The sequence below is a fragment of the Pseudomonadota bacterium genome (assembly GCA_027620075.1).
Lineage (GTDB): Bacteria > Pseudomonadota > Alphaproteobacteria > Rickettsiales > UBA6187 > 1-14-0-20-39-49.
The window spans coordinates 15,358-32,892 of sequence record JAQCEY010000011.1 but is presented as its reverse complement, the minus strand read 5'-3'; the positions used below and the strand labels follow the sequence as shown (position 1 = coordinate 32,892).

Genomic DNA, 17,535 nt, shown 5'->3' with positions numbered 1-17,535 from the left:
AATATATATGTGATTTTTTATAAATTCAATTATAGAAGATAATAATAGGTTTAAATAATATTTGGCAGTGCTAACTTAAATAGTTAACACGTAAAACTATATTAGTTAGCAATGCCTTAATTTCACTTACTTAACAAAAATCTTGTTCTCGTCTTTGATTCGTAGGTCAATGTTTGAGATGTCCGTATCCAATATAGACGTATCCTGCTGCAACTGTGCAAGGTGAGCCCATGCCTTGCTTGCGTTTTCTTCAGGTAATTTGACCTCAACATCGTTCATAAACCTCACGTTCCATCTGCGTTTGCCTACCCTTATTACCGATGACACCCTTTTTGCAAGGTCAGGCTGGCTGTTAAGCAGATTAAATAATGACTGTATGTGCGAAGGTGATTCGTCTCCTACCAATATTATTAAATCCGAAAACTTCTCCAGTTCCTGCGTATTTATAACTTTCCCGTCACTATCGATTAACTGAACGATACCGTCATGCTGCCAAAGGGCGATTGGCTGTCTTTCGATAATACTTACGCTTAAAGTAGACGGATAAAGACGCTCAACCGAGGCATGTTTTACCCATGTAAGATTTTCAAGCTTCCGCCTAATGCGTTTTAGGTCGATATTTAAAATAGGGTCGCCTATAGTTAGGTGTTCGCTATCATCTATAGTGGCTTTGGTCATGATATCGATGATATCCTCTTTAGGTGTATATTCCTGTCCTTCGAGTAATATGTCCTTCAAAACAAGACCTGATTTTACCGATACGTAACCGTTTGCATCTATTGCTTTTTGCCTGACAAAATCATAATGCCCCGAATAATAAAACCATGTACAAAATATAAATACGGCTATACTGAAAGAAAGCTGGGGAATTTTTATCAATTTCCATAAAAACAAAGAAAGACGCAACAGACGTGACTGTCGTTTTCTGGTCTTTGTTGTTTTTTTCTTTTTCTTGGCTACTTCTTGCATGAGGCATTCTCTACCAGATATTCTACCAGTTGAGCATAACTCATTCCTGCATGTTTTGCAATTTTAGGAACTAATGAAAATTCCGTTAAACCCGGATGAGTATTAATCTCAAGAAAATACAGGTTGCCGTTATCCGAAAGTATCAGGTCGGTTCTTGTAATGCCTCTGCACTCAAGTGCCTGATGTAATTTATATGACGATTCCATAGCCTCATCATATATGTTTTTGTCGATATCGGCAGGCATACGGTAATCGGTAGTGCCTGAGCTATATTTATTCTTGTAGTCATAAAAACCTTTCTTGGGTTTTAGTTCAAGAACTCCTAAAGAACCGAAATCTGCAACGGCTACGGTTAGTTCACGCCCCTTTATATATTGCTCTACAAGGAACCGTTTATATTGTTTTATATCTTCATATTCGGGAAGCTTGTCACCTTCTTTTACAATATAAGTGCAGATGCTAGAACCCTCACTTACTGGTTTTATTACAAAAGGTCTTGGAATTTGAATTTTGCCGCCGGTTATTTCCTCCGGCGTGCAAATCTGATGTTTAGGGAATGTAATGCCGATATCCCTACCTATATGCTTGGTAAAAAGCTTGTTCATAGCTATAGCAGACGCCATAACGCCTGAGTGGGTATAAGGTATTCCGGTCAATTCAAGCAAACCCTGTATGCAACCGTCTTCTCCGTATGTGCCGTGTAAAGCAATAAATGCAACATCGGGAGCCGCCTGCTCAAGTTTTTTTGCAATATCCCTGCCTACATCAATAACGGTAACTTTGTAGCCGAGTTCTTTTAAAGATATTTCAACACCCTTGCCGGACATTAGGGAAACTTCCCTTTCTGACGATAATCCGCCAACCAATAATGCTACATGCTTTTTAGTCATTACTTCTTATTTCCTATAATTTTAATTTCCCATTGCAGGTCGATACCGCTATTTTCCTTAACTCTTTTGCGGACTTCCTCTCCTAATGTTTCTATATCTTCTGCCGTTGCATTTCCGGTATTAATAAAAAAATTACAGTGTTTTTCCGAAACCTGTGCATTTCCTACCTTTAATCCCCTACACCCTGCCTCGTCAATTAGCTGCCATGCCTTCTTTCCTTCAGGGTTTTTGAAGGTGCTACCGCCGGTACGACTTTTTACAGGCTGGGTGGATTCCCGTGTTTGAGTTATCTCATAAATGCGTTTTTCTATATCCTCTTTGTTCCCTCTTTTGCCCTTGAAAACACCTTTAGTGAATATTATACCGTGCGGTAAAGTATTACCTCTATAGATATATCCTATATCAGAACATGTCACGGTGTTTATATTGCCGGCCTCGTCAATAATCTCGGCACTTTCTAAAACAGACGATACATCAGAGCCATAAGCACCTGCGTTCATGAACAATGCACCGCCTATGGTACCCGGTATGCCCGACAAAAATTCAAGACCGGCTATATTGCCAGATGCTGCGAACATTGCGGCATTAAAACTCAAACCGGCAGCCCCTGCTATCAGTTTTTCGCCGTCACATTCAAGCTGCGTGAAACCACGCCCGAGCCTTATTACCACTCCGTCAATGCCTCCGTCCCTTACAAGGAGGTTTGAGCCTACCCCAAGTACCGTAACTTTTACGTCCTCGGGTTTGTTCTTTAAAAAAAGTGCAAGGTCAGCACTGTCTTCAGGGCGAAAAACAACCTCGGCATTGCCTCCGACATTGAACCAGTTTATTTTTGACAGATTAACATTCCGGCGGTAGTTGCCGCGAACCTGTGGCAGCCTTGCTACTAACGAATCACTCATTTTATGCATCATTTTAGTTTTTATGAGCCTAATAATCTACATTTTACGAATACAGTCAACTTTATAGTATTCTTCATTTTATTATCCTGCGTTGCCGTTCTCATTCTCATTCTTATCTTTATAGCTATATTAACCAGTCAGGCTATGGTTAAAATTTTAATAAATGACTTTACAAAAGCGTCCTTTGCATGCATAGTGTTATACTGGGGCGGGTGTTAATTAATTTTTAAACGGTATATTTATCAGATGGGAAATAAATTCAATATTAGTAAAATAGGAAAAGTCGGTTTTCTTATAGCCTTATCGATACTTGCCCCTAAAAGGTCTGGCAATGCTAATGCACAAGATACTGAACTGACATATTCTGATTTAATAGATAAATACGGCAATCCTGAAGAAATGAGAGCGGATGTATGTGATGATAAAAAATATAAAGATATAAGAAAAGAATATAAAGAAGCTATAAAAAACGGTTATGAACTTATAGAAGAGATTCGTAACTCTTACAAACCTAAAGTGTCGAAGAAAGATATGCTTGAGGATATGTATGCAAGGAATTTAGGTAATAGTGAATGCGGTAAGGAGACTAATAAAAATCTGTTTGAAAGCGGCTATCCCGTGCTTGTTGATAATAATACCTTTGAGGAAATTCATAAGAGTTCGAATACCGGTTCGGGTTCTAAGCAATATTTATCTGCAAAACATAACGATAAAGTTGCTATCGTAAAGAAAATACCCGGAAAAAATGGTGATATCGTCAATGAGTTTAATAGAGTTTTTTTAACTGATGTAGAAGATAAGTATATAACCAGTACAAATATAGAGCGTGATATTTTAATAGGCTCCTCTGAGTTTGAACCAAAGGACACAACCAGATTTGCTATCGGATTACATGTTACAAATAGATTGTATAATAAAAATAATAACAATGATGATAAAATATTATTAAATAAAAAAATACTCAAAAGTTATGTTTCTTCATTCAGTGATGATGAATTATCAAAAGATAACAAAAAATTACTAAATAAATCTATTGATAAAGAGGCTGAAAGTAATGGCGGGTATATTAATTTGTCATTATATAACAAACAAAATAGTGATTTAGGAAACGCCCTGTTAGAATCATTTAAAACTATCGGACAAAAATATAGTTCAATTAAAGATGTGAAAGTTTCGGGTGCTAGTTATGGTCCGATAAGAATGCTGACTAAGCAAAAACATTCATTTGGTATAGAAAAAAATGCAAACGCCGAGCATTTGAAAAGTTGGTGTAAAAAACATTCCCCCGATACAGAATATAAATATACCGATATGGTTAAAAAGTCAGGACAAAATTTCCACGCAAGAGAATTATAAATTTCCTGATTATAAGTTTTAAATTAAATTTTTTATTTACCTGCCCGTACTCGTGCTTTTGCCCTTTTACGTGTTTTCTTTTTGTGATTATCATCAAAATGTTCACATTCGTAATGTGTTCCGTAAATTATCATTGCTGTGACGGTAAGAATGAAGAATATTGCAATTATCATGTACATAACTAATACCTCCTAGATAACGTTAGAAGTTATCTCATATAGTATTATTGTACCATATTTATAGTCATTTGTCCGGCTTTTGCCTAAAAAATACCACTAAAAGAACCGCTCCTATCAATAATATTATTAAAGGTGCGAGCCATAGAATAAAATTTTGCTTGTTTACAGGCGGTTTCATCAGGACGGAATCGCCATAGCTGTGAGTGATATCGTTTAATATCTGCTTTTCATCAAGCCCTTGGGAAAGTTTTTCTCTTATCAATACACGCAGGCTTTTGGCAATATCCGCCTTGGAATCGTTAATGGACTCACCCGAACATACAACACAGCGGACTTTTTTAAATATCCGGTGTGCCTGACGTTCTTTTTCAGGGTCGGCAAGGCGTTCCTCCGCCGTAAGTGCAAGAGTGGAAAAGGGGATTAACAGAAGGATTATTAATATTCTAATCATATAAAAAAACTCTATATTATTTAACGTAATATTCTATTAATTTACTATAGGAACCTCTGCAAAAGTGTACAAACTACTCCCTCTCCCAAAGGGAGAGGGTTATTTAATAAAATTATACCGATTATCTAACAACAATTAATCGTTCACCAAAGGTAGTATCTCATTTTTGTAAATAGATTCGTTCACAACGCCTGCGTATCTATATAATATCTTCCCCTCAGGGGATATCAAAAATGTCTCAGGTGCACCGGTGACCCCTAGTTTTACTATAACCTTGCCTTCCTTATCCTCGCCAACCTTAGTATAAGGGTTACCCTTTTGCTCAAACCATTTTTCGACTATCTGTGTATCATCCTTCCAGTTAATACCGTAAATGGGCAGTTTACCTTCTTCTTTTATCTTTAGTAACTGTTCATGTTCTATCTTGCAGGGAATGCACCATGAGGCAAAAACATTAACCAATGTATATTTTCCCATAAGGTCGTTGTTATTAAAACTTGAATCGGTAGCAACTCCCGCAGGCAGGTCAAACTCAGGCATGTCCTTGCCGATAATAGGGGAGTCTTTTTTATTATCGGTTTCCAGCATCTTTGCCATGAACAAAAAAACTACTATCAGAAATATAACTAAAGGTGTTAAGAAAAATGCTTTCATTTCTTCCTCTTTATCATCGCTACGAACCCACCAACCGCCATTAAAACACAACCAAGCCATATGAGATTAATCCAAGGTTTATGATAAACCCTAACAACAAAACCGCCCTTGTCGTTGCTGTCACCCATCGCAATATACAGGTTTGACAGCAGGCTGTAATATATATCCGATTCAGTCGTGTTGCTGCCCTGAACAGGATAAAATCTTACTTCAGGGTGTAAGGTGGCAACCTTCTTGCCCGTATAGTCGGTTACATCGAAGTTACCGAACCTCATCATATAGTTATCCTTAGCCGCTATATACATATCAACCAACTTTACATCATAATATGCTATTTTTATAGATTCATTTGCATATAATATCTTTTCCTGTTCCTGCCCCCAAATGCTTACTACGGTAATGCCTGCCGCTAATACGCCAAGCCCTATATGGGATATTACCATACCCAAAAAAGGTATAGGGATTGATGATTTACGCCTTTCATATAAAGAGTATAACATCGATGATATAAGCCATGTGCTAAAGCTAAGCGATATAGCGGCCATAAAAGATTGTGTATCAGGTACGAAAAGTACCAAGCCGAATATAAATAAAGCACAAATTAACGGCACTAATAACTTTGTTTTTACTTTTTCGGCATTATCTTTTTTCCATTTAAGGATTGGAACTATTCCGGCAAGCACGAGTAGAGGTAAAGCAATCGGGTTAAATACCGAGTTAAAATAAGGCACACCGACGGCAACCGAGTTCTCGCTGAACACCTCTACGATAATAGGGTATATAGTGCCTAGGAAAACCGTAAGGCATAATACTACCAATATCAGGTTGTTTATTAGTATTCCGCCTTCTTTTGAAAAAGGTGCGAATTTGTTCTTAGGTTTTAATTTGTGAGCTTTAATTGCGAATAGCGTTAGTGAAATGCCGACTACCAGCCCTAAAAATATAAGTATGTAAGTGCCTCGCTGAGGGTCGGACGCAAATGAATGTACGGAGGTTAAAACACCTGAACGCACAAGGAATATGCCCACTAAGCTAAGTGCAAAGGTAAATACACCTAACAGTACCGTCCATACTTTTAAGGACTCACGTTTTTCAAGTACTATAAGCGAGTGCAAAAGGGCAGTAGCTGCAAGCCATGGCATCAATGAAGCATTCTCTACGGGATCCCAGAACCAGAATCCGCCCCAGCCAAGTTCACGATATGCCCACCAACTCCCCAAGCCAATTCCGAGGGTCAGACATGACCAGCTAAATAATGTCCATTTTTTCAATGATGTTGCCCAACCCCTATCAGCTTTTCCCAATATCAGTGCTGCAACAGAATAAGAAAGTCCAAGTGAAAAACCTATATAGCCCAGATATAAAACAGGGGGGTGCATGGCAAGACCGATATCCTGCAATAACGGATTTAACCCTATACCGTTTTGCGGTTTGGGAAAAATACGCTCAAACGGATTGGAAGTAAAATATATAAAAGCCAGAAAGCCTACATTCACAGCACTTTGAACCGATATAATAATATCTTTCATTTTCGTTTCTAGCTTATTTAGCAAAGTGAAGAAAAAACAATATGCGGCAAGTATAAGGCACAGTAATAACATAGAGCCTTCATGATTGCCCCATGTGCCTGTAATTTTGTATATTAGAGGTTTGTGCGTATGTGAGTTTTTATATACGTTCAATACCGAGAAATCAGAATTCACGTAAGAATATAGCAAACACCCGAATGAAGAGGCTACAAGCAGGAATACCGAAAGGCTGATATATTTAGCGTCAATTTCCTTGTTCTTACAAAAAGGCGTGAATATCTGTACAAAGCTTATGCCAAGTGCAATAATCAGAACAAAACTTCCTATTGCAGGAATCATTCTTCTTCCCTCCATTGTCCCGATTTCTTCAATGATTTGGCAACTTCCGGCGGCATATAGTTTTCATCATGTTTTGTAAGCAGGTTGTTTGCTATAAAAACATCTCCTTCAAGCTTGCCGGTTGCTACCATGCCCTGACCTTCACGAAACATAGGGGGAAGTATGCCCGTATATTTTACTTTAACCGAATTGGTAAGGTCAGTAATGTTAAATTCATGCTTTTGTCCGTCCTCCGACTGTTTAACCGTTCCTTCTTCAACCAGCCCTCCGATACGGATTAGCTTGTTATAAGCTATAGTCTTTTCCTTTAGTTCGGTAGGGCTATAGAAAAAAACAAGATTATCCTGAAAATTGTTCAATATGATACCGACGGCACTACCAAGACATAACAGTCCGAGCAAAATAAATGTGAGTCTTTGGTGTTTCTGTTTCATATACTTTGTTTACTGAATTTACAGAATGTTTTTATGATGACTACTTTACGTTCTTCAACTTAATGTACTTAATTACACTATGTAACAATAAACCGCCTAATATAATTGCAGCAATAACATATGAGCTAAAAATATATATCATCATTGTTGGAATTTTCTAAAATTAATTTATACTGTGTAAAATAGATAATTTTGTAAAGATTCCAAGTTTTTAATTTTTTAAATAGATGTAGGTTAAAATATGCCAAAAGCAATGATAGTTCAGGAAACGGGTGGACCTGAAGTTTTTAAAGCGGTTAATATCAAAAAACCTACAGCCCCCAAACCCGGACAAGTTCTTTTGAAGCATACCGCTATCGGCGTTAATTATCTGGATATATACTATAGAAATGGAATTTATACCGTACCTAAATACCCCATGATACCGGGAATGGAAGGGTGTGGTATTGTAGAGGCGGTAGGGAAGGGGGTGAATATCCCCGTAGGTAAAAGGGTAATATATGCGACTGCACAGACAGGCTCTTACTGCGAATACCGTCTTATCAACGCCAGCCATCTTGTCGGCGTTCCCGAATCAATACCGGACGATATAGCAGTTGCAGCTTTTACCAAAGCACTTACGGCACATTATATGCTATTTAGAGCGTATAGCATTAGAAGAGGGCAAACTATTCTGGTGCATGCCGCAGCAGGCGGAGTTGGCGGTTTAATGACCCAAATGGCAAAATACGCAGGTGCTATAGTAATAGGTACGGTAAGCTCTCAGGAAAAGGCGAAAGCCGCAAGGCAAAACGGCTGTGACCATGTGATAATATATACCGAACAGGATTTTTCTCAGGAGGTAATGAAAATCACGGATAATCAGGGCGTGCATGTCGTTTATGACGGTGTGGGCAAAGACACCTTCAAAAAGTCAATCGCCTGTGTTATGGAAAGGGGATTGCTGGTTACAACAGGGCAGCCATCGGGAAGTATCCCTCCTTTCAATATCTTAAGTATCGCACAAAAATCAATTTATCTGACCCGCCCGACCCTGATGATATACACAAAAGACCCTCGTGAATATATGTTAAGTGCTATTGAAGTGTTCACCATGATTGACAAGAAAGTGATAAAACCGAAGATTTTCGCAAAATATCCGCTTGAAAAAGCAGCAGAAGCACATGCGGCTATCGAGTCAAGAAAAACTATCGGCTCAAGTATTTTGATTCCTTAAATAGCTTCTAAATTTTTAGAGCTTTAATTTTGGCAGTATTCTTTGTATATTGCCATTTAGCGAAAATAGTATATTTATTTTTCTCATGAGAAAAGCAATCAAATTCAGATATATTTCACTTATTACGCTTGTGGCGTTTCTGATGAACGTGATGTTGCCTTTTTTTGCCGTCTATGATGTGCAGCAGGCAATGGCTGCGGAGGCAGAAAAATCATCTATCGACTCAATGTCTTCGCTATTTGGTGATAAGATTCTGATTTGTACATCTGACGGTTTCAAGCTGGTATCTCTTGAAGACCTGCAAAACGGCAAAGAACGACCGACTCCACACCCGGAATATAAATGCGCCCTGTGTTATGTAGCGGCTCATGGCATAAAACATGTGGTTCCGGCTCAGGAAGTTGCGTTGTTATATCAACAAAGCATTCAATATATTTCCTATTCATTCCGTAATGATGCAGAAATTTCCGCTATCTCTACACTTGGCTTTCAAACTCGCGCCCCTCCTTACATAGCATAAACTTTCATACAAAATTTTCTTTTTAGCGGACTAACCTACGGGAAGCGTCCGCCTTAATACTTATGAATGAGGCTATTTATGTATAGTTCCAAACTATTACCGGTCGTATTATGTGCCGGCACTATCCTTAGCGGTGCAGCTAATGCCGAGGAAACAATAAGGCTAAACCCTGTTGTTGTTACGGCGGAGGGTATAAATGAAACAGGTACAAAAACAGTACCGAGCAATATAGAAGCTCTTGAGATTATCAGGCGTACACCCGGTGGTGTTGCTGTGGTAGACGCAGCAGACTTTGAGAATAAATATACCTTAAACTTTGAAGATACTTTGAAATTAACATCGGGTGTTTATGCGAAAAAGCGTTTTGGTGAAGAAGTTCGTCTTTCTATTCGTGGTTCCGGTTTATCTCGTGGCTTTCACTTGCGTGGTCTAACATTATTACAAGATGGTATTCCGTTTAATCTTGCAGACGGTGCGGCAGATTTTCAGGAAGCAGATAGTTTAGCGTTCCAAAGGCTTGAGGTGTATAAAGGTTCTAATGCCCTGCAATATGGCAGCACTACACTAGGTGGTGCGGTGAATATGGTAACAAAGACAGGTAAAAGTCAGCCGGGCGATCAGGTTATAATTGAAGTAGGTTCAGATAGCACATACCGTACCAATATTCAATCAGGCAGAGTATTTGGTGATTCTGACATATTCATTAGCCTGACCGGTACAAGCAGTGAAGGTTTCCGTGAGCATGACGATCAGGAGAATATCAAATTTAACGGAAACTTCGGTACGACAATTTCTGATAGTGCAGAAACACGTTTCTATCTAAGCGGTAATATTATTGAACAGGAATTACCGGGAAGTGTTAGCCGTTTTGATGCACTGAATAATCCCGAACAAGCCGGAAATGTTATTGCCTCCGATCAAAGGCGTGATATTCGCTCTGTACGACTATCTAACAAAACCACCTTTGATATCGGTAATGACGATAAGTTAGATGTGGGTGCTTTTGTTAATGCAAAAGACCTGTTCCACCCCATCACCCCTTTTGTCGGAGTAATTGATCAGGAAAGCTTGGATTACGGTATGTTTGCACAAGGCTCCGGTGAGTATAATATTGCCGACTACCGTAACATTTACCGTGTGGGGATAACTACACACTTAGGTGAGGTGAAAGCAAAGCTATTTCAAAATATTAATGGTTCACGAGGTTCTTTGACAGCAAATGCCGCTCAGGAATCACAAAATATATCACTTTACGGTGAGAATAGTTTCTATGTAAATCCGAAATGGGCTTTGGTAACGGGAGGGCAATTAACGTGGTCGGACAGAGAAGTTAGCGATTATATAACACCGACAGAAAGTGACAACAAAACATATCGTTCATTTAATCCCAAGATTGGTGTTTTGTACGAGCCTACCGACAGTGTTCAATTTTTTGCTAATATAAGCAAAAGTCACGAAACCCCTACATTTAGCGAGCTAACGCAAAGCGGCACTACGGGCTTTACACCTGTTAATGCACAAAAAGCATGGACGGCGGAAATCGGTACTCGTGGTGAAACTTCTCGCATTGCATGGGACGCAAGTTTGTATCATGCTAGAATTGATGGTGAAATGCTACAATTTACAACAGGTTCCGGCATTCCGGCATCTACATTTAATGCCGAAGATACCGTACACCAAGGTTTAGAACTCGGCTTAACAGTGAAGTTAGCTGATAGTATAGTTACACAAGGCGATAATCTGCAATGGAAGAATGCCTATACCTATAGTGATTACCGTTTTGATGGCGACCGGCAATATGGTGACAATGATATTCCGGGGCAGCCAAAGCATTTCTATCAAACAGAGCTACGATATAACCATGCGTATAATTGGCATGTGGCTGTAGATTTGGAACTTGCCGGCAAAGCAGATGTTGATTTTGCAAATACTCTGGATACTGCCGGTTATGGCATAATCGGCATCAATGCAGGCTATGACATAAACGAGAGGATTAACATTTATATCGATGGACGCAATTTGCCGGATAAGAACTATATTTCCACTTTCAGCACCATTGTTAATACGGCGGGCAATACTTCCGTATTCTATCCGGGAGAAGGCCGCAGACTGTTTGCAGGTATGCTGGTTAAGTTTTAGTTTTTGTATATTAACGGTGATTATGTATGTCTAAAAAACCAAATTATTACAATTATATCCGGCGTTGGCATTTTTATGCCGGATTAATTATATGCCCTGTTTTGCTAGTTATGGCGATAACGGGTGGAATGTATCTCATGCAGCCGCAAATTGAAGATGCGATGTATGGCGATAAAATTTATCTGTCAGAGAAATATACCGGTTCTATAGACCACGATGCCTTAATTACAAAAGCCTCAAACCTTTTTAACGCAAAGAAGATTCACACATATCAGCCGCCAAGTACGGTAGGGCAAAGTGTTCAAATTATACTCACTACCGAAAAATCAGACAAAATCACCGTTTTTATGCACCCAAAAAGCGGTGAAGTTATCGGAACTATAGATGAAGAACTGCGATTAATGAATATTGCAAAAGATATTCACGGAGGCTTGATGATGGGGACTGTGGGTGGAATTATTGTTGAACTGGTTGCTTGCTGGACTTTGATATTGGTGATTACAGGGCTTTATTTATGGTGGTCTAGAGGAAAGAACAAACGCAGTATATTACTTCCTGACATCGGGCAAAAAGGTCGCAAATTATGGAGGGAGTTTCATGCAGTTACCGGTGCATGGGGCGGCTTATGGATTATGGCTATTATTATTACAGGTTTGCCGTGGTCGGTAGTATGGGGAGATTTATTTTCCAAAACCGGACATGCCTTAAACGAAGGATTTCCAAAAGCAATCTTTAGTGAGCGTCCGCATTCTATAAGCGATGCTTCGCTACCCGACATTTCCATAAATACACTGATGAGCAAACTCTCCGAGTCGGATATCAAACATAGCTACAAGATAGATTATCCTTGGTTTGCAAACGGTGTGTTCGCAGTTATGCCGCTTCGTCATGGCGGATCACACAAAGATGTTGCTTACGTCTTCCTAGATAAACGAACCGGTGACATTATCAAGGATTTACGCTGGGACAATCTTGGAGCTTTCGGTAAGGCATCTTCCATAGGTGTGCAATTTCATGAAGGACGGTTATTTGGTATTGCTAATCAGACCATAAACCTTATTGCCGTTATTATCTTGATAGGCTTGGCACTTACCGGCCCGATTATGTGGTGGAAACGCAAACCCGAAGGTAGTTTAGGTGTTCCTGCTGTTTCCAAAGATATTATTTTATCTAAAAAATTTATTGGCTTGATTGTTTTTACGGCAATCTTTCTACCACTCTTCGGTCTATCGGTTATTGCCATTATTGTAGGTGAAATCATTTATAAAAAACGGAGGAAGGTATAAAAATCGAGCTACTCTCTTAGACTCTGTTAACAAAGCATTTGCCGGATAAAAGCATATACAATACATGATAAGAAAGTTGAGTCCGACTTGTATAGTATTTCCAAAATTTATTGAAAATTGTCATCCCCGCCTCCGTGCGGGGATCTTCTGTCAATTAAAACAGATCCCCCTATAATTTTCTACGAAAATTCGGGGGATGACATTATCATTAAAAATTAGAAACGCTATAATATCGTGTATCCGCTATTCTAAACTTTTTTTATCGGAATGTCCCGTTAACTGTTTTATAATAGAATCTGAAACAAGTTCAGATTGATAAAAAAATATAAAAAACCAATTAACGGGACATTCCGTTTTAAATTACTATAGATTGTTACCAAGCCGCCAATTTTAGCTTTTCAGGCTTACTGCTTGCCATGCCGTTTTTTTGAATCCTCTCAAGCTGTTGTCCGTTGCTCCCGTATAGCTGAATCTGCAATTCGTGCGTATCAGGCAAAACCCTTACATGGGCAAAGTTATCTGCCTGAGTGAATCCCCATGCCTTATAATCCATAGAGCCGTGTTCCTCGGATATCTTGAAGGTGTCAGGCGTGCGTGAGTCCTTTGAATCGTGAACATAAGAAGAAGGCTCACCGTCTGCGAATGAGAAAGGCCAGTAAAATGCCGATGAAGTTACACAGTATGATTTTATGTCCTTACCGGCACCCGTAAACTCAAGTTCGGCAAGGTTGGCACAATGTATATCACCGGAAAGAAAAATAACATTCTGTATTTTATGTTCGATTATGGTTTGCAAAACAGTTCGGCGAGTATTAGGGAAAGCGTCCCATGAGTCGCTTTTTTCCTTTTCGTTATCGCCTTTTGTAGAACCTACCTCACTTGGTGCAAATACAGACGAGGTAATAATGAATTTAGGCACATTACCGTGGTCTTCCTGCATGTGACGCATCCATGCACATAAATAATCCAACTGGTTAGGCTCGGCATGATGCAGGCTGGGCTGACCCAGCATGTGGTTATCATCAAGCCTATTTTGTTTGGTAAACCACTCTTTGAGGTTTTCCTTTGCATTCGCCCCCATGCTATCGGTATCCTCGTTTTTGAAACGCTGTGTTCTAGTATCCAGTACAAAGAACGGATAGCCGTTACGCTTAAAGTTATAATATAATTTAGGAGTAGTCTCTCTCTTTAGGTGAACATCATGTCCGGAGAGTTCTCTGCTATGTATATAGCTATCCTCAAATCTTGGACCGTGGCTCCACTGGTAGCTCATGTAAAAGCTGATAGCCATATTAAACAGGGTGCGTTTCTCACTTCTTTTTATTCTGTCCTGAGTCCAGTTATCCTCTATCTCATGGTCGTCAAGCGTCATATATGTAGGTACACGGCTAAGTAATGCTGCCATGTTGGGAGAAGAGAAAGCCGTTCTGTAACGCTCCTGAAATTCTTCATATGTATCGGCAAGCCCCACGGGTACAAAGCGGTTATATAGATCGGCATATATCTGGTCGCCCACCATTAATGTGAAGTCCACATTGTCATTCATAGCTGCCATAGGTCCGAAAATCCTGTCTGCCTCTTTCCTCTTCCACATCATGCCCGGATATCTGCAAGAACCCAGCAGGAAGCTTACAGGTGACTTTTCCGTAGCGTTCATTGATTTTGCGGTTTTGAAAACAGCCTGTGTATAAAGTTCGTCCCTAGCAGTTAGTGCCGATGCCCATACACCGGGAGCAGGAAGGCGTTTTGCGATATATTCGCTGGTAACTTCCAAATCGTTCTCAATAGAATCGTCCAATGTTAATGATGACATTCTTACGGTATATTTAGTATCGGGCTTAAGTTTGTATGGCGCGCCTTTTTTGCCGTCACTCTCCCATAGGCTTACATCTTTCCCGAGGTTGAAAGTTCCCGTCCTGTCATATTCACGCCTTAGACGGAAGTAATATACGTTTTCAGGAAGAACAGCCTGTTTTTTTTCATCATAAACCCCGATAACACCTATCGTCCGGCGGTTCTCCGATTCTTTTGTTTTAACAACGGGGTCACCTGCCGCAATCCATAAACGGCATGAATCTGTTGTGGTGTGACCGACGATAGGACCTACGATAGGTTTACGTAATGAACTCATATTCTTTTCTCTCTACTTGATTATAGTAATTGAATAAGGATTATAAAAATCTTACCCAAAGTGTCTAGTGAAATTCTTAAATTCTTTAATTTTAATTTTATTTTTATTGTAGGTTATCTATATACTTAGTTTAACGGAACATGCTTTTATATTCCTCGTCACTTATAGGCACAAGGTAGTCGGTATATCTTTGAGAAAATTTGTCATAACGCATAGGCCATAATTTTGTTTCTTTAGGCACTCCTATACTTTCCTTGAACTGATCTTCCGCACTATCTTTTGCGTTATCGGATATTTTCCTTACGCTAGAAGGCATAAATCCTGTCACTGCTGAAACGTATAGACCTTTGTTTTTTTCAGGCTTATCTCTAGTTACCTGTTTTTCGTCAGAATTAACCGTTGTTTTGTTATTAAACGACTTAATAAAACTCGCTCCTGCCGCAAATCCTCCGACTGCCGCAGCGGTTGTGAGAGGGTGTTTGCCCTGTGATATCCTGCCTGCCCAAAACCCACCGTAAATAATAGCACTTTTAGCTATCGGCGGTATATTAGCGTCCTTAATAATCTCTTTGGCTACTTTCATAGTTGCGATAGGTAAAGCCAGTGACTTTATATTAGATACGGTTTGAGTTTTTGTTCCGAATAACCTGTCAACATATGTAGTTGCAACGGCGTTTGCTCCGAAGTCTAAGGGAAAATTATTTAAAACCCCTTTGGTGATTTTTGATACGAAATTCTGTTTTTTCGCAGTTTCATTGTTATTACTTGCGGGCTGTTCTTTTGATAAATTAATAATATCGGTTTCGGGAATACTTAAAGCATCTTTTATATTTGATGTAATGCCCTTGATACCTGCACATATCATTCCGGTACAAAAACCCCTTGATGCGGCTATTTCTAGCCCGATTTGAGCGGTAGCCTCCACTTTCTTTTGAGATGTCGCTGCCGATAGCAACAACATTCCTGCCAGTGCTTGTTTTATATTCATAAGCTGATCTTTCTTAATTTTTTAATCTGAAGGTTTTTATATTTTAAATATAGATGTGTCAATTTTTTAAGGTAGGGGCATTACACGGAACATAATGGTCATTAGTCATTTTTTTTCTTCTTGAGTTTTGTCGTATTTTATATCTACGCCGAGTGCCTCAAAAAGGCGGCTGACATTTACAGAATAATTAGTCTGTTCCGAGGCTAGGTTCTGCCTTGCATCGGCAAATACCCTTTGTGCGTCAACTACATCTAAAAAGCTTATTAAACCTTCCTGATATAATGTTTCGGCCTGATTAAAGCTACGCCGACTTGAAGTTACCGACTTTTTCAGTGATTCCTGACGTAATTTTGATGCTTTTATGGCAGCCAGTATCTCTTCTACTTCTTTTGTTGCTTCACGTAAAATCTGCTCATAGTCTGCCAGTGCCTCTTCTGATTGTGCCTTGGCAATAGCAAAGCTTGCCTGTGTGGAACCGCCGTCATATATATGACGGTCAATAACACTGCCGAGTGACGATATAAGGGTTGATGTGGTAGGAGAACCGCTGATACCGGTAAGACCTATACTGATAGCTCCCGTTAACTCAAATTCAGGATAGAACGCCACTTGAGCTACGCCTATGCCTGCTACCGTTTCTTTTAGGCTTTCCTCTGCCGCACGTACATCGGGACGGGTTTCCAAAACCGCAAGCGGCATTAAATCGGGAATAAGGCTATTATATTTGGGTATATCGCCTGTGACTTTGAGCATATCCTCATAAACACCGGGGAAATTGCCTGTAAGTATCGCCAGATTATTTCGGGAATTTTGCAGATCCCTTTCTAAAGAAGGAATTCCGGCACGCAGATTCTCTACTGAAGTTATCGCCCTTTGCAGATCAAGCTCGGGTGATATACCGGATTTTAGCCTTGACCGAACGATGGAAAGGGTTTTTTCCTGTAATTTTACGGACTCTTTTAACAGCTCCAACTGCTGCTGCGTTCCTCGCAAGGTCATATATTCGGAAACTATATCCGAGCTAATACCGAGAACCACCCCTTTTAGCTCCTGCCTTGCCCTTTGGTATCCTGCAACGGACATCTCTACATTGCGTTTAGTACGCCCGAATATATCAAGCGGAAGGGTTGCCGCAAGACCTGCCGCTATACTCTTTGTGGTGCTGTTTGTTCCTCTTTTTATCGAACTCCTTTCATCAATATTGCCGTCAATATCGGCATCAAGTGAAAGGCTGTCACCGCTATCTGCAAGGGCTATCCTTGCTTTTTCCTGCGTTACTCTTGCATATGCGGCTTTTATCTCGAAATTATTTGCAATACCTTCTTCTACCAGTTTGTTCAGGGTTTCATCTTCAAAACCCGTCCACCAGTCAGGTGATATATCCTGTTCGTCTTTGCCGTCATTCAGGCTTTTTAATACGTCCTGCGATACAAACGATTCCGGCGGTTGTATGGAAGGTCTTACATAGTCGGGACCTACCGTACAGCCGAATAAAATTAATGTTAATATTAGTGTTATGTTTTTCATATTTAAAGCCTTGTTATTCTGAACT

The 17,535-nt window shown here is 39.7% G+C and carries 16 protein-coding genes; 5 read left to right on the top strand and 11 right to left on the bottom strand.

What is annotated here, in order from left to right:
* Positions 1 to 126: 126 nt before the first annotated feature.
* The 3 genes from O2942_11045 to murB are packed head-to-tail and all read right to left on the bottom strand — an operon-like array spanning position 127 to position 2,770.
* Positions 127 to 969: a cell division protein FtsQ/DivIB gene (locus O2942_11045; GenBank protein MDA0782785.1), complete on the bottom strand. Its 843-nt coding sequence runs from the start codon at positions 967 to 969 to the stop codon at positions 127 to 129.
* The gene (locus O2942_11040) at positions 957 to 1,859 is read right to left on the bottom strand and encodes a D-alanine--D-alanine ligase (GenBank protein MDA0782784.1); all 903 of its coding nucleotides are present in this window, start codon (positions 1,857 to 1,859) and stop codon (positions 957 to 959) included. Before O2942_11040 ends, O2942_11045 begins: the two co-directional genes overlap by 13 nt.
* Positions 1,859 to 2,770: a UDP-N-acetylmuramate dehydrogenase gene (gene murB / locus O2942_11035; GenBank protein ID MDA0782783.1), complete on the bottom strand. Its 912-nt coding sequence runs from the start codon at positions 2,768 to 2,770 to the stop codon at positions 1,859 to 1,861. The genes O2942_11040 and murB overlap by 1 nt, the downstream gene beginning before the upstream one ends.
* A gap of 237 nt (positions 2,771 to 3,007) precedes the next feature.
* Here murB and O2942_11030 point away from each other — a divergent pair, with 237 nt between their 5' ends.
* On the top strand, positions 3,008 to 4,117 hold the full coding sequence (locus O2942_11030) for a hypothetical protein (protein ID MDA0782782.1): 1,110 nt from the start codon (positions 3,008 to 3,010) through the stop codon (positions 4,115 to 4,117).
* A 32-nt stretch (positions 4,118 to 4,149) separates the two neighbouring features.
* Here the strand turns inward: O2942_11030 and O2942_11025 are convergent, their stop codons facing one another.
* From O2942_11025 to ccmE, 5 genes are all read right to left on the bottom strand, one after another.
* A complete protein-coding gene (locus tag O2942_11025; GenBank protein MDA0782781.1) occupies positions 4,150 to 4,296 on the bottom strand; it encodes a hypothetical protein in 147 nt (48 codons plus the stop codon).
* 64 nt (positions 4,297 to 4,360) lie between these two features.
* Positions 4,361 to 4,747: a cytochrome c-type biogenesis protein CcmH gene (locus O2942_11020; protein ID MDA0782780.1), complete on the bottom strand. Its 387-nt coding sequence runs from the start codon at positions 4,745 to 4,747 to the stop codon at positions 4,361 to 4,363.
* A 135-nt stretch (positions 4,748 to 4,882) separates the two neighbouring features.
* Positions 4,883 to 5,461 carry a DsbE family thiol:disulfide interchange protein gene (locus O2942_11015; GenBank protein MDA0782779.1) on the bottom strand — a complete coding sequence of 193 codons (579 nt, stop codon included), beginning with the start codon at positions 5,459 to 5,461 and terminating at the stop codon, positions 4,883 to 4,885.
* The gene (locus O2942_11010) at positions 5,398 to 7,269 is read right to left on the bottom strand and encodes a heme lyase CcmF/NrfE family subunit (GenBank protein ID MDA0782778.1); all 1,872 of its coding nucleotides are present in this window, start codon (positions 7,267 to 7,269) and stop codon (positions 5,398 to 5,400) included. The genes O2942_11015 and O2942_11010 overlap by 64 nt, the downstream gene beginning before the upstream one ends.
* Positions 7,266 to 7,703, bottom strand: coding sequence for a cytochrome c maturation protein CcmE (gene ccmE, locus O2942_11005; GenBank protein ID MDA0782777.1), 438 nt, complete (start codon positions 7,701 to 7,703; stop codon positions 7,266 to 7,268). Before ccmE ends, O2942_11010 begins: the two co-directional genes overlap by 4 nt.
* Before the next feature lie 241 nt (positions 7,704 to 7,944).
* Between ccmE and O2942_11000 the strand changes: the two genes are divergently transcribed.
* From O2942_11000 to O2942_10985, 4 genes are all read left to right on the top strand, one after another.
* Positions 7,945 to 8,919, top strand: coding sequence for a quinone oxidoreductase (locus tag O2942_11000; GenBank protein MDA0782776.1), 975 nt, complete (start codon positions 7,945 to 7,947; stop codon positions 8,917 to 8,919).
* 85 nt (positions 8,920 to 9,004) lie between these two features.
* A complete protein-coding gene (locus tag O2942_10995) occupies positions 9,005 to 9,439 on the top strand; it encodes a hypothetical protein (GenBank protein ID MDA0782775.1) in 435 nt (144 codons plus the stop codon).
* A gap of 78 nt (positions 9,440 to 9,517) precedes the next feature.
* Positions 9,518 to 11,578, top strand: coding sequence for a TonB-dependent receptor (locus tag O2942_10990; protein MDA0782774.1), 2,061 nt, complete (start codon positions 9,518 to 9,520; stop codon positions 11,576 to 11,578).
* A gap of 26 nt (positions 11,579 to 11,604) precedes the next feature.
* Complete coding sequence (locus tag O2942_10985; GenBank protein ID MDA0782773.1) at positions 11,605 to 12,864, top strand: PepSY domain-containing protein; 1,260 nt, start codon at positions 11,605 to 11,607, stop codon at positions 12,862 to 12,864.
* Between the two features lie 373 nt (positions 12,865 to 13,237).
* Here O2942_10985 and O2942_10980 read toward each other — a convergent pair whose 3' ends face one another.
* The 3 genes from O2942_10980 to O2942_10970 all read right to left on the bottom strand — a co-directional run bounded on the left by O2942_10980 (position 13,238) and on the right by O2942_10970 (position 17,510).
* The gene (locus O2942_10980; GenBank protein MDA0782772.1) at positions 13,238 to 14,995 is read right to left on the bottom strand and encodes an alkaline phosphatase D family protein; all 1,758 of its coding nucleotides are present in this window, start codon (positions 14,993 to 14,995) and stop codon (positions 13,238 to 13,240) included.
* 130 nt (positions 14,996 to 15,125) lie between these two features.
* The gene (locus O2942_10975) at positions 15,126 to 15,983 is read right to left on the bottom strand and encodes a hypothetical protein (GenBank protein MDA0782771.1); all 858 of its coding nucleotides are present in this window, start codon (positions 15,981 to 15,983) and stop codon (positions 15,126 to 15,128) included.
* Between the two features lie 105 nt (positions 15,984 to 16,088).
* On the bottom strand, positions 16,089 to 17,510 hold the full coding sequence (locus O2942_10970; protein MDA0782770.1) for an efflux transporter outer membrane subunit: 1,422 nt from the start codon (positions 17,508 to 17,510) through the stop codon (positions 16,089 to 16,091).
* Positions 17,511 to 17,535 lie beyond the last annotated feature (25 nt).

What these genes read in the sequence shown, in the direction of transcription:
- O2942_11045 (MDA0782785.1), bottom strand. Translation starts at nt 969, where the DNA reads ATGCAAGAAGTAGCCAAGAAAAAGAAAAAAACAACAAAGACCAGAAAA.
- O2942_11040 (MDA0782784.1), bottom strand. Translation starts at nt 1,859, where the DNA reads ATGACTAAAAAGCATGTAGCATTATTGGTTGGCGGATTATCGTCAGAA.
- murB (MDA0782783.1), bottom strand. Translation starts at nt 2,770, where the DNA reads ATGCATAAAATGAGTGATTCGTTAGTAGCAAGGCTGCCACAGGTTCGC.
- O2942_11030 (MDA0782782.1), top strand. Translation starts at nt 3,008, where the DNA reads ATGGGAAATAAATTCAATATTAGTAAAATAGGAAAAGTCGGTTTTCTT.
- O2942_11025 (MDA0782781.1), bottom strand. Translation starts at nt 4,296, where the DNA reads ATGTACATGATAATTGCAATATTCTTCATTCTTACCGTCACAGCAATG.
- O2942_11020 (MDA0782780.1), bottom strand. Translation starts at nt 4,747, where the DNA reads ATGATTAGAATATTAATAATCCTTCTGTTAATCCCCTTTTCCACTCTT.
- O2942_11015 (MDA0782779.1), bottom strand. Translation starts at nt 5,461, where the DNA reads ATGGCTTGGTTGTGTTTTAATGGCGGTTGGTGGGTTCGTAGCGATGAT.
- O2942_11010 (MDA0782778.1), bottom strand. Translation starts at nt 7,269, where the DNA reads ATGATTCCTGCAATAGGAAGTTTTGTTCTGATTATTGCACTTGGCATA.
- ccmE (MDA0782777.1), bottom strand. Translation starts at nt 7,703, where the DNA reads ATGAAACAGAAACACCAAAGACTCACATTTATTTTGCTCGGACTGTTA.
- O2942_11000 (MDA0782776.1), top strand. Translation starts at nt 7,945, where the DNA reads ATGCCAAAAGCAATGATAGTTCAGGAAACGGGTGGACCTGAAGTTTTT.
- O2942_10995 (MDA0782775.1), top strand. Translation starts at nt 9,005, where the DNA reads ATGAGAAAAGCAATCAAATTCAGATATATTTCACTTATTACGCTTGTG.
- O2942_10990 (MDA0782774.1), top strand. Translation starts at nt 9,518, where the DNA reads ATGTATAGTTCCAAACTATTACCGGTCGTATTATGTGCCGGCACTATC.
- O2942_10985 (MDA0782773.1), top strand. Translation starts at nt 11,605, where the DNA reads ATGTCTAAAAAACCAAATTATTACAATTATATCCGGCGTTGGCATTTT.
- O2942_10980 (MDA0782772.1), bottom strand. Translation starts at nt 14,995, where the DNA reads ATGAGTTCATTACGTAAACCTATCGTAGGTCCTATCGTCGGTCACACC.
- O2942_10975 (MDA0782771.1), bottom strand. Translation starts at nt 15,983, where the DNA reads ATGAATATAAAACAAGCACTGGCAGGAATGTTGTTGCTATCGGCAGCG.
- O2942_10970 (MDA0782770.1), bottom strand. Translation starts at nt 17,510, where the DNA reads ATGAAAAACATAACACTAATATTAACATTAATTTTATTCGGCTGTACG.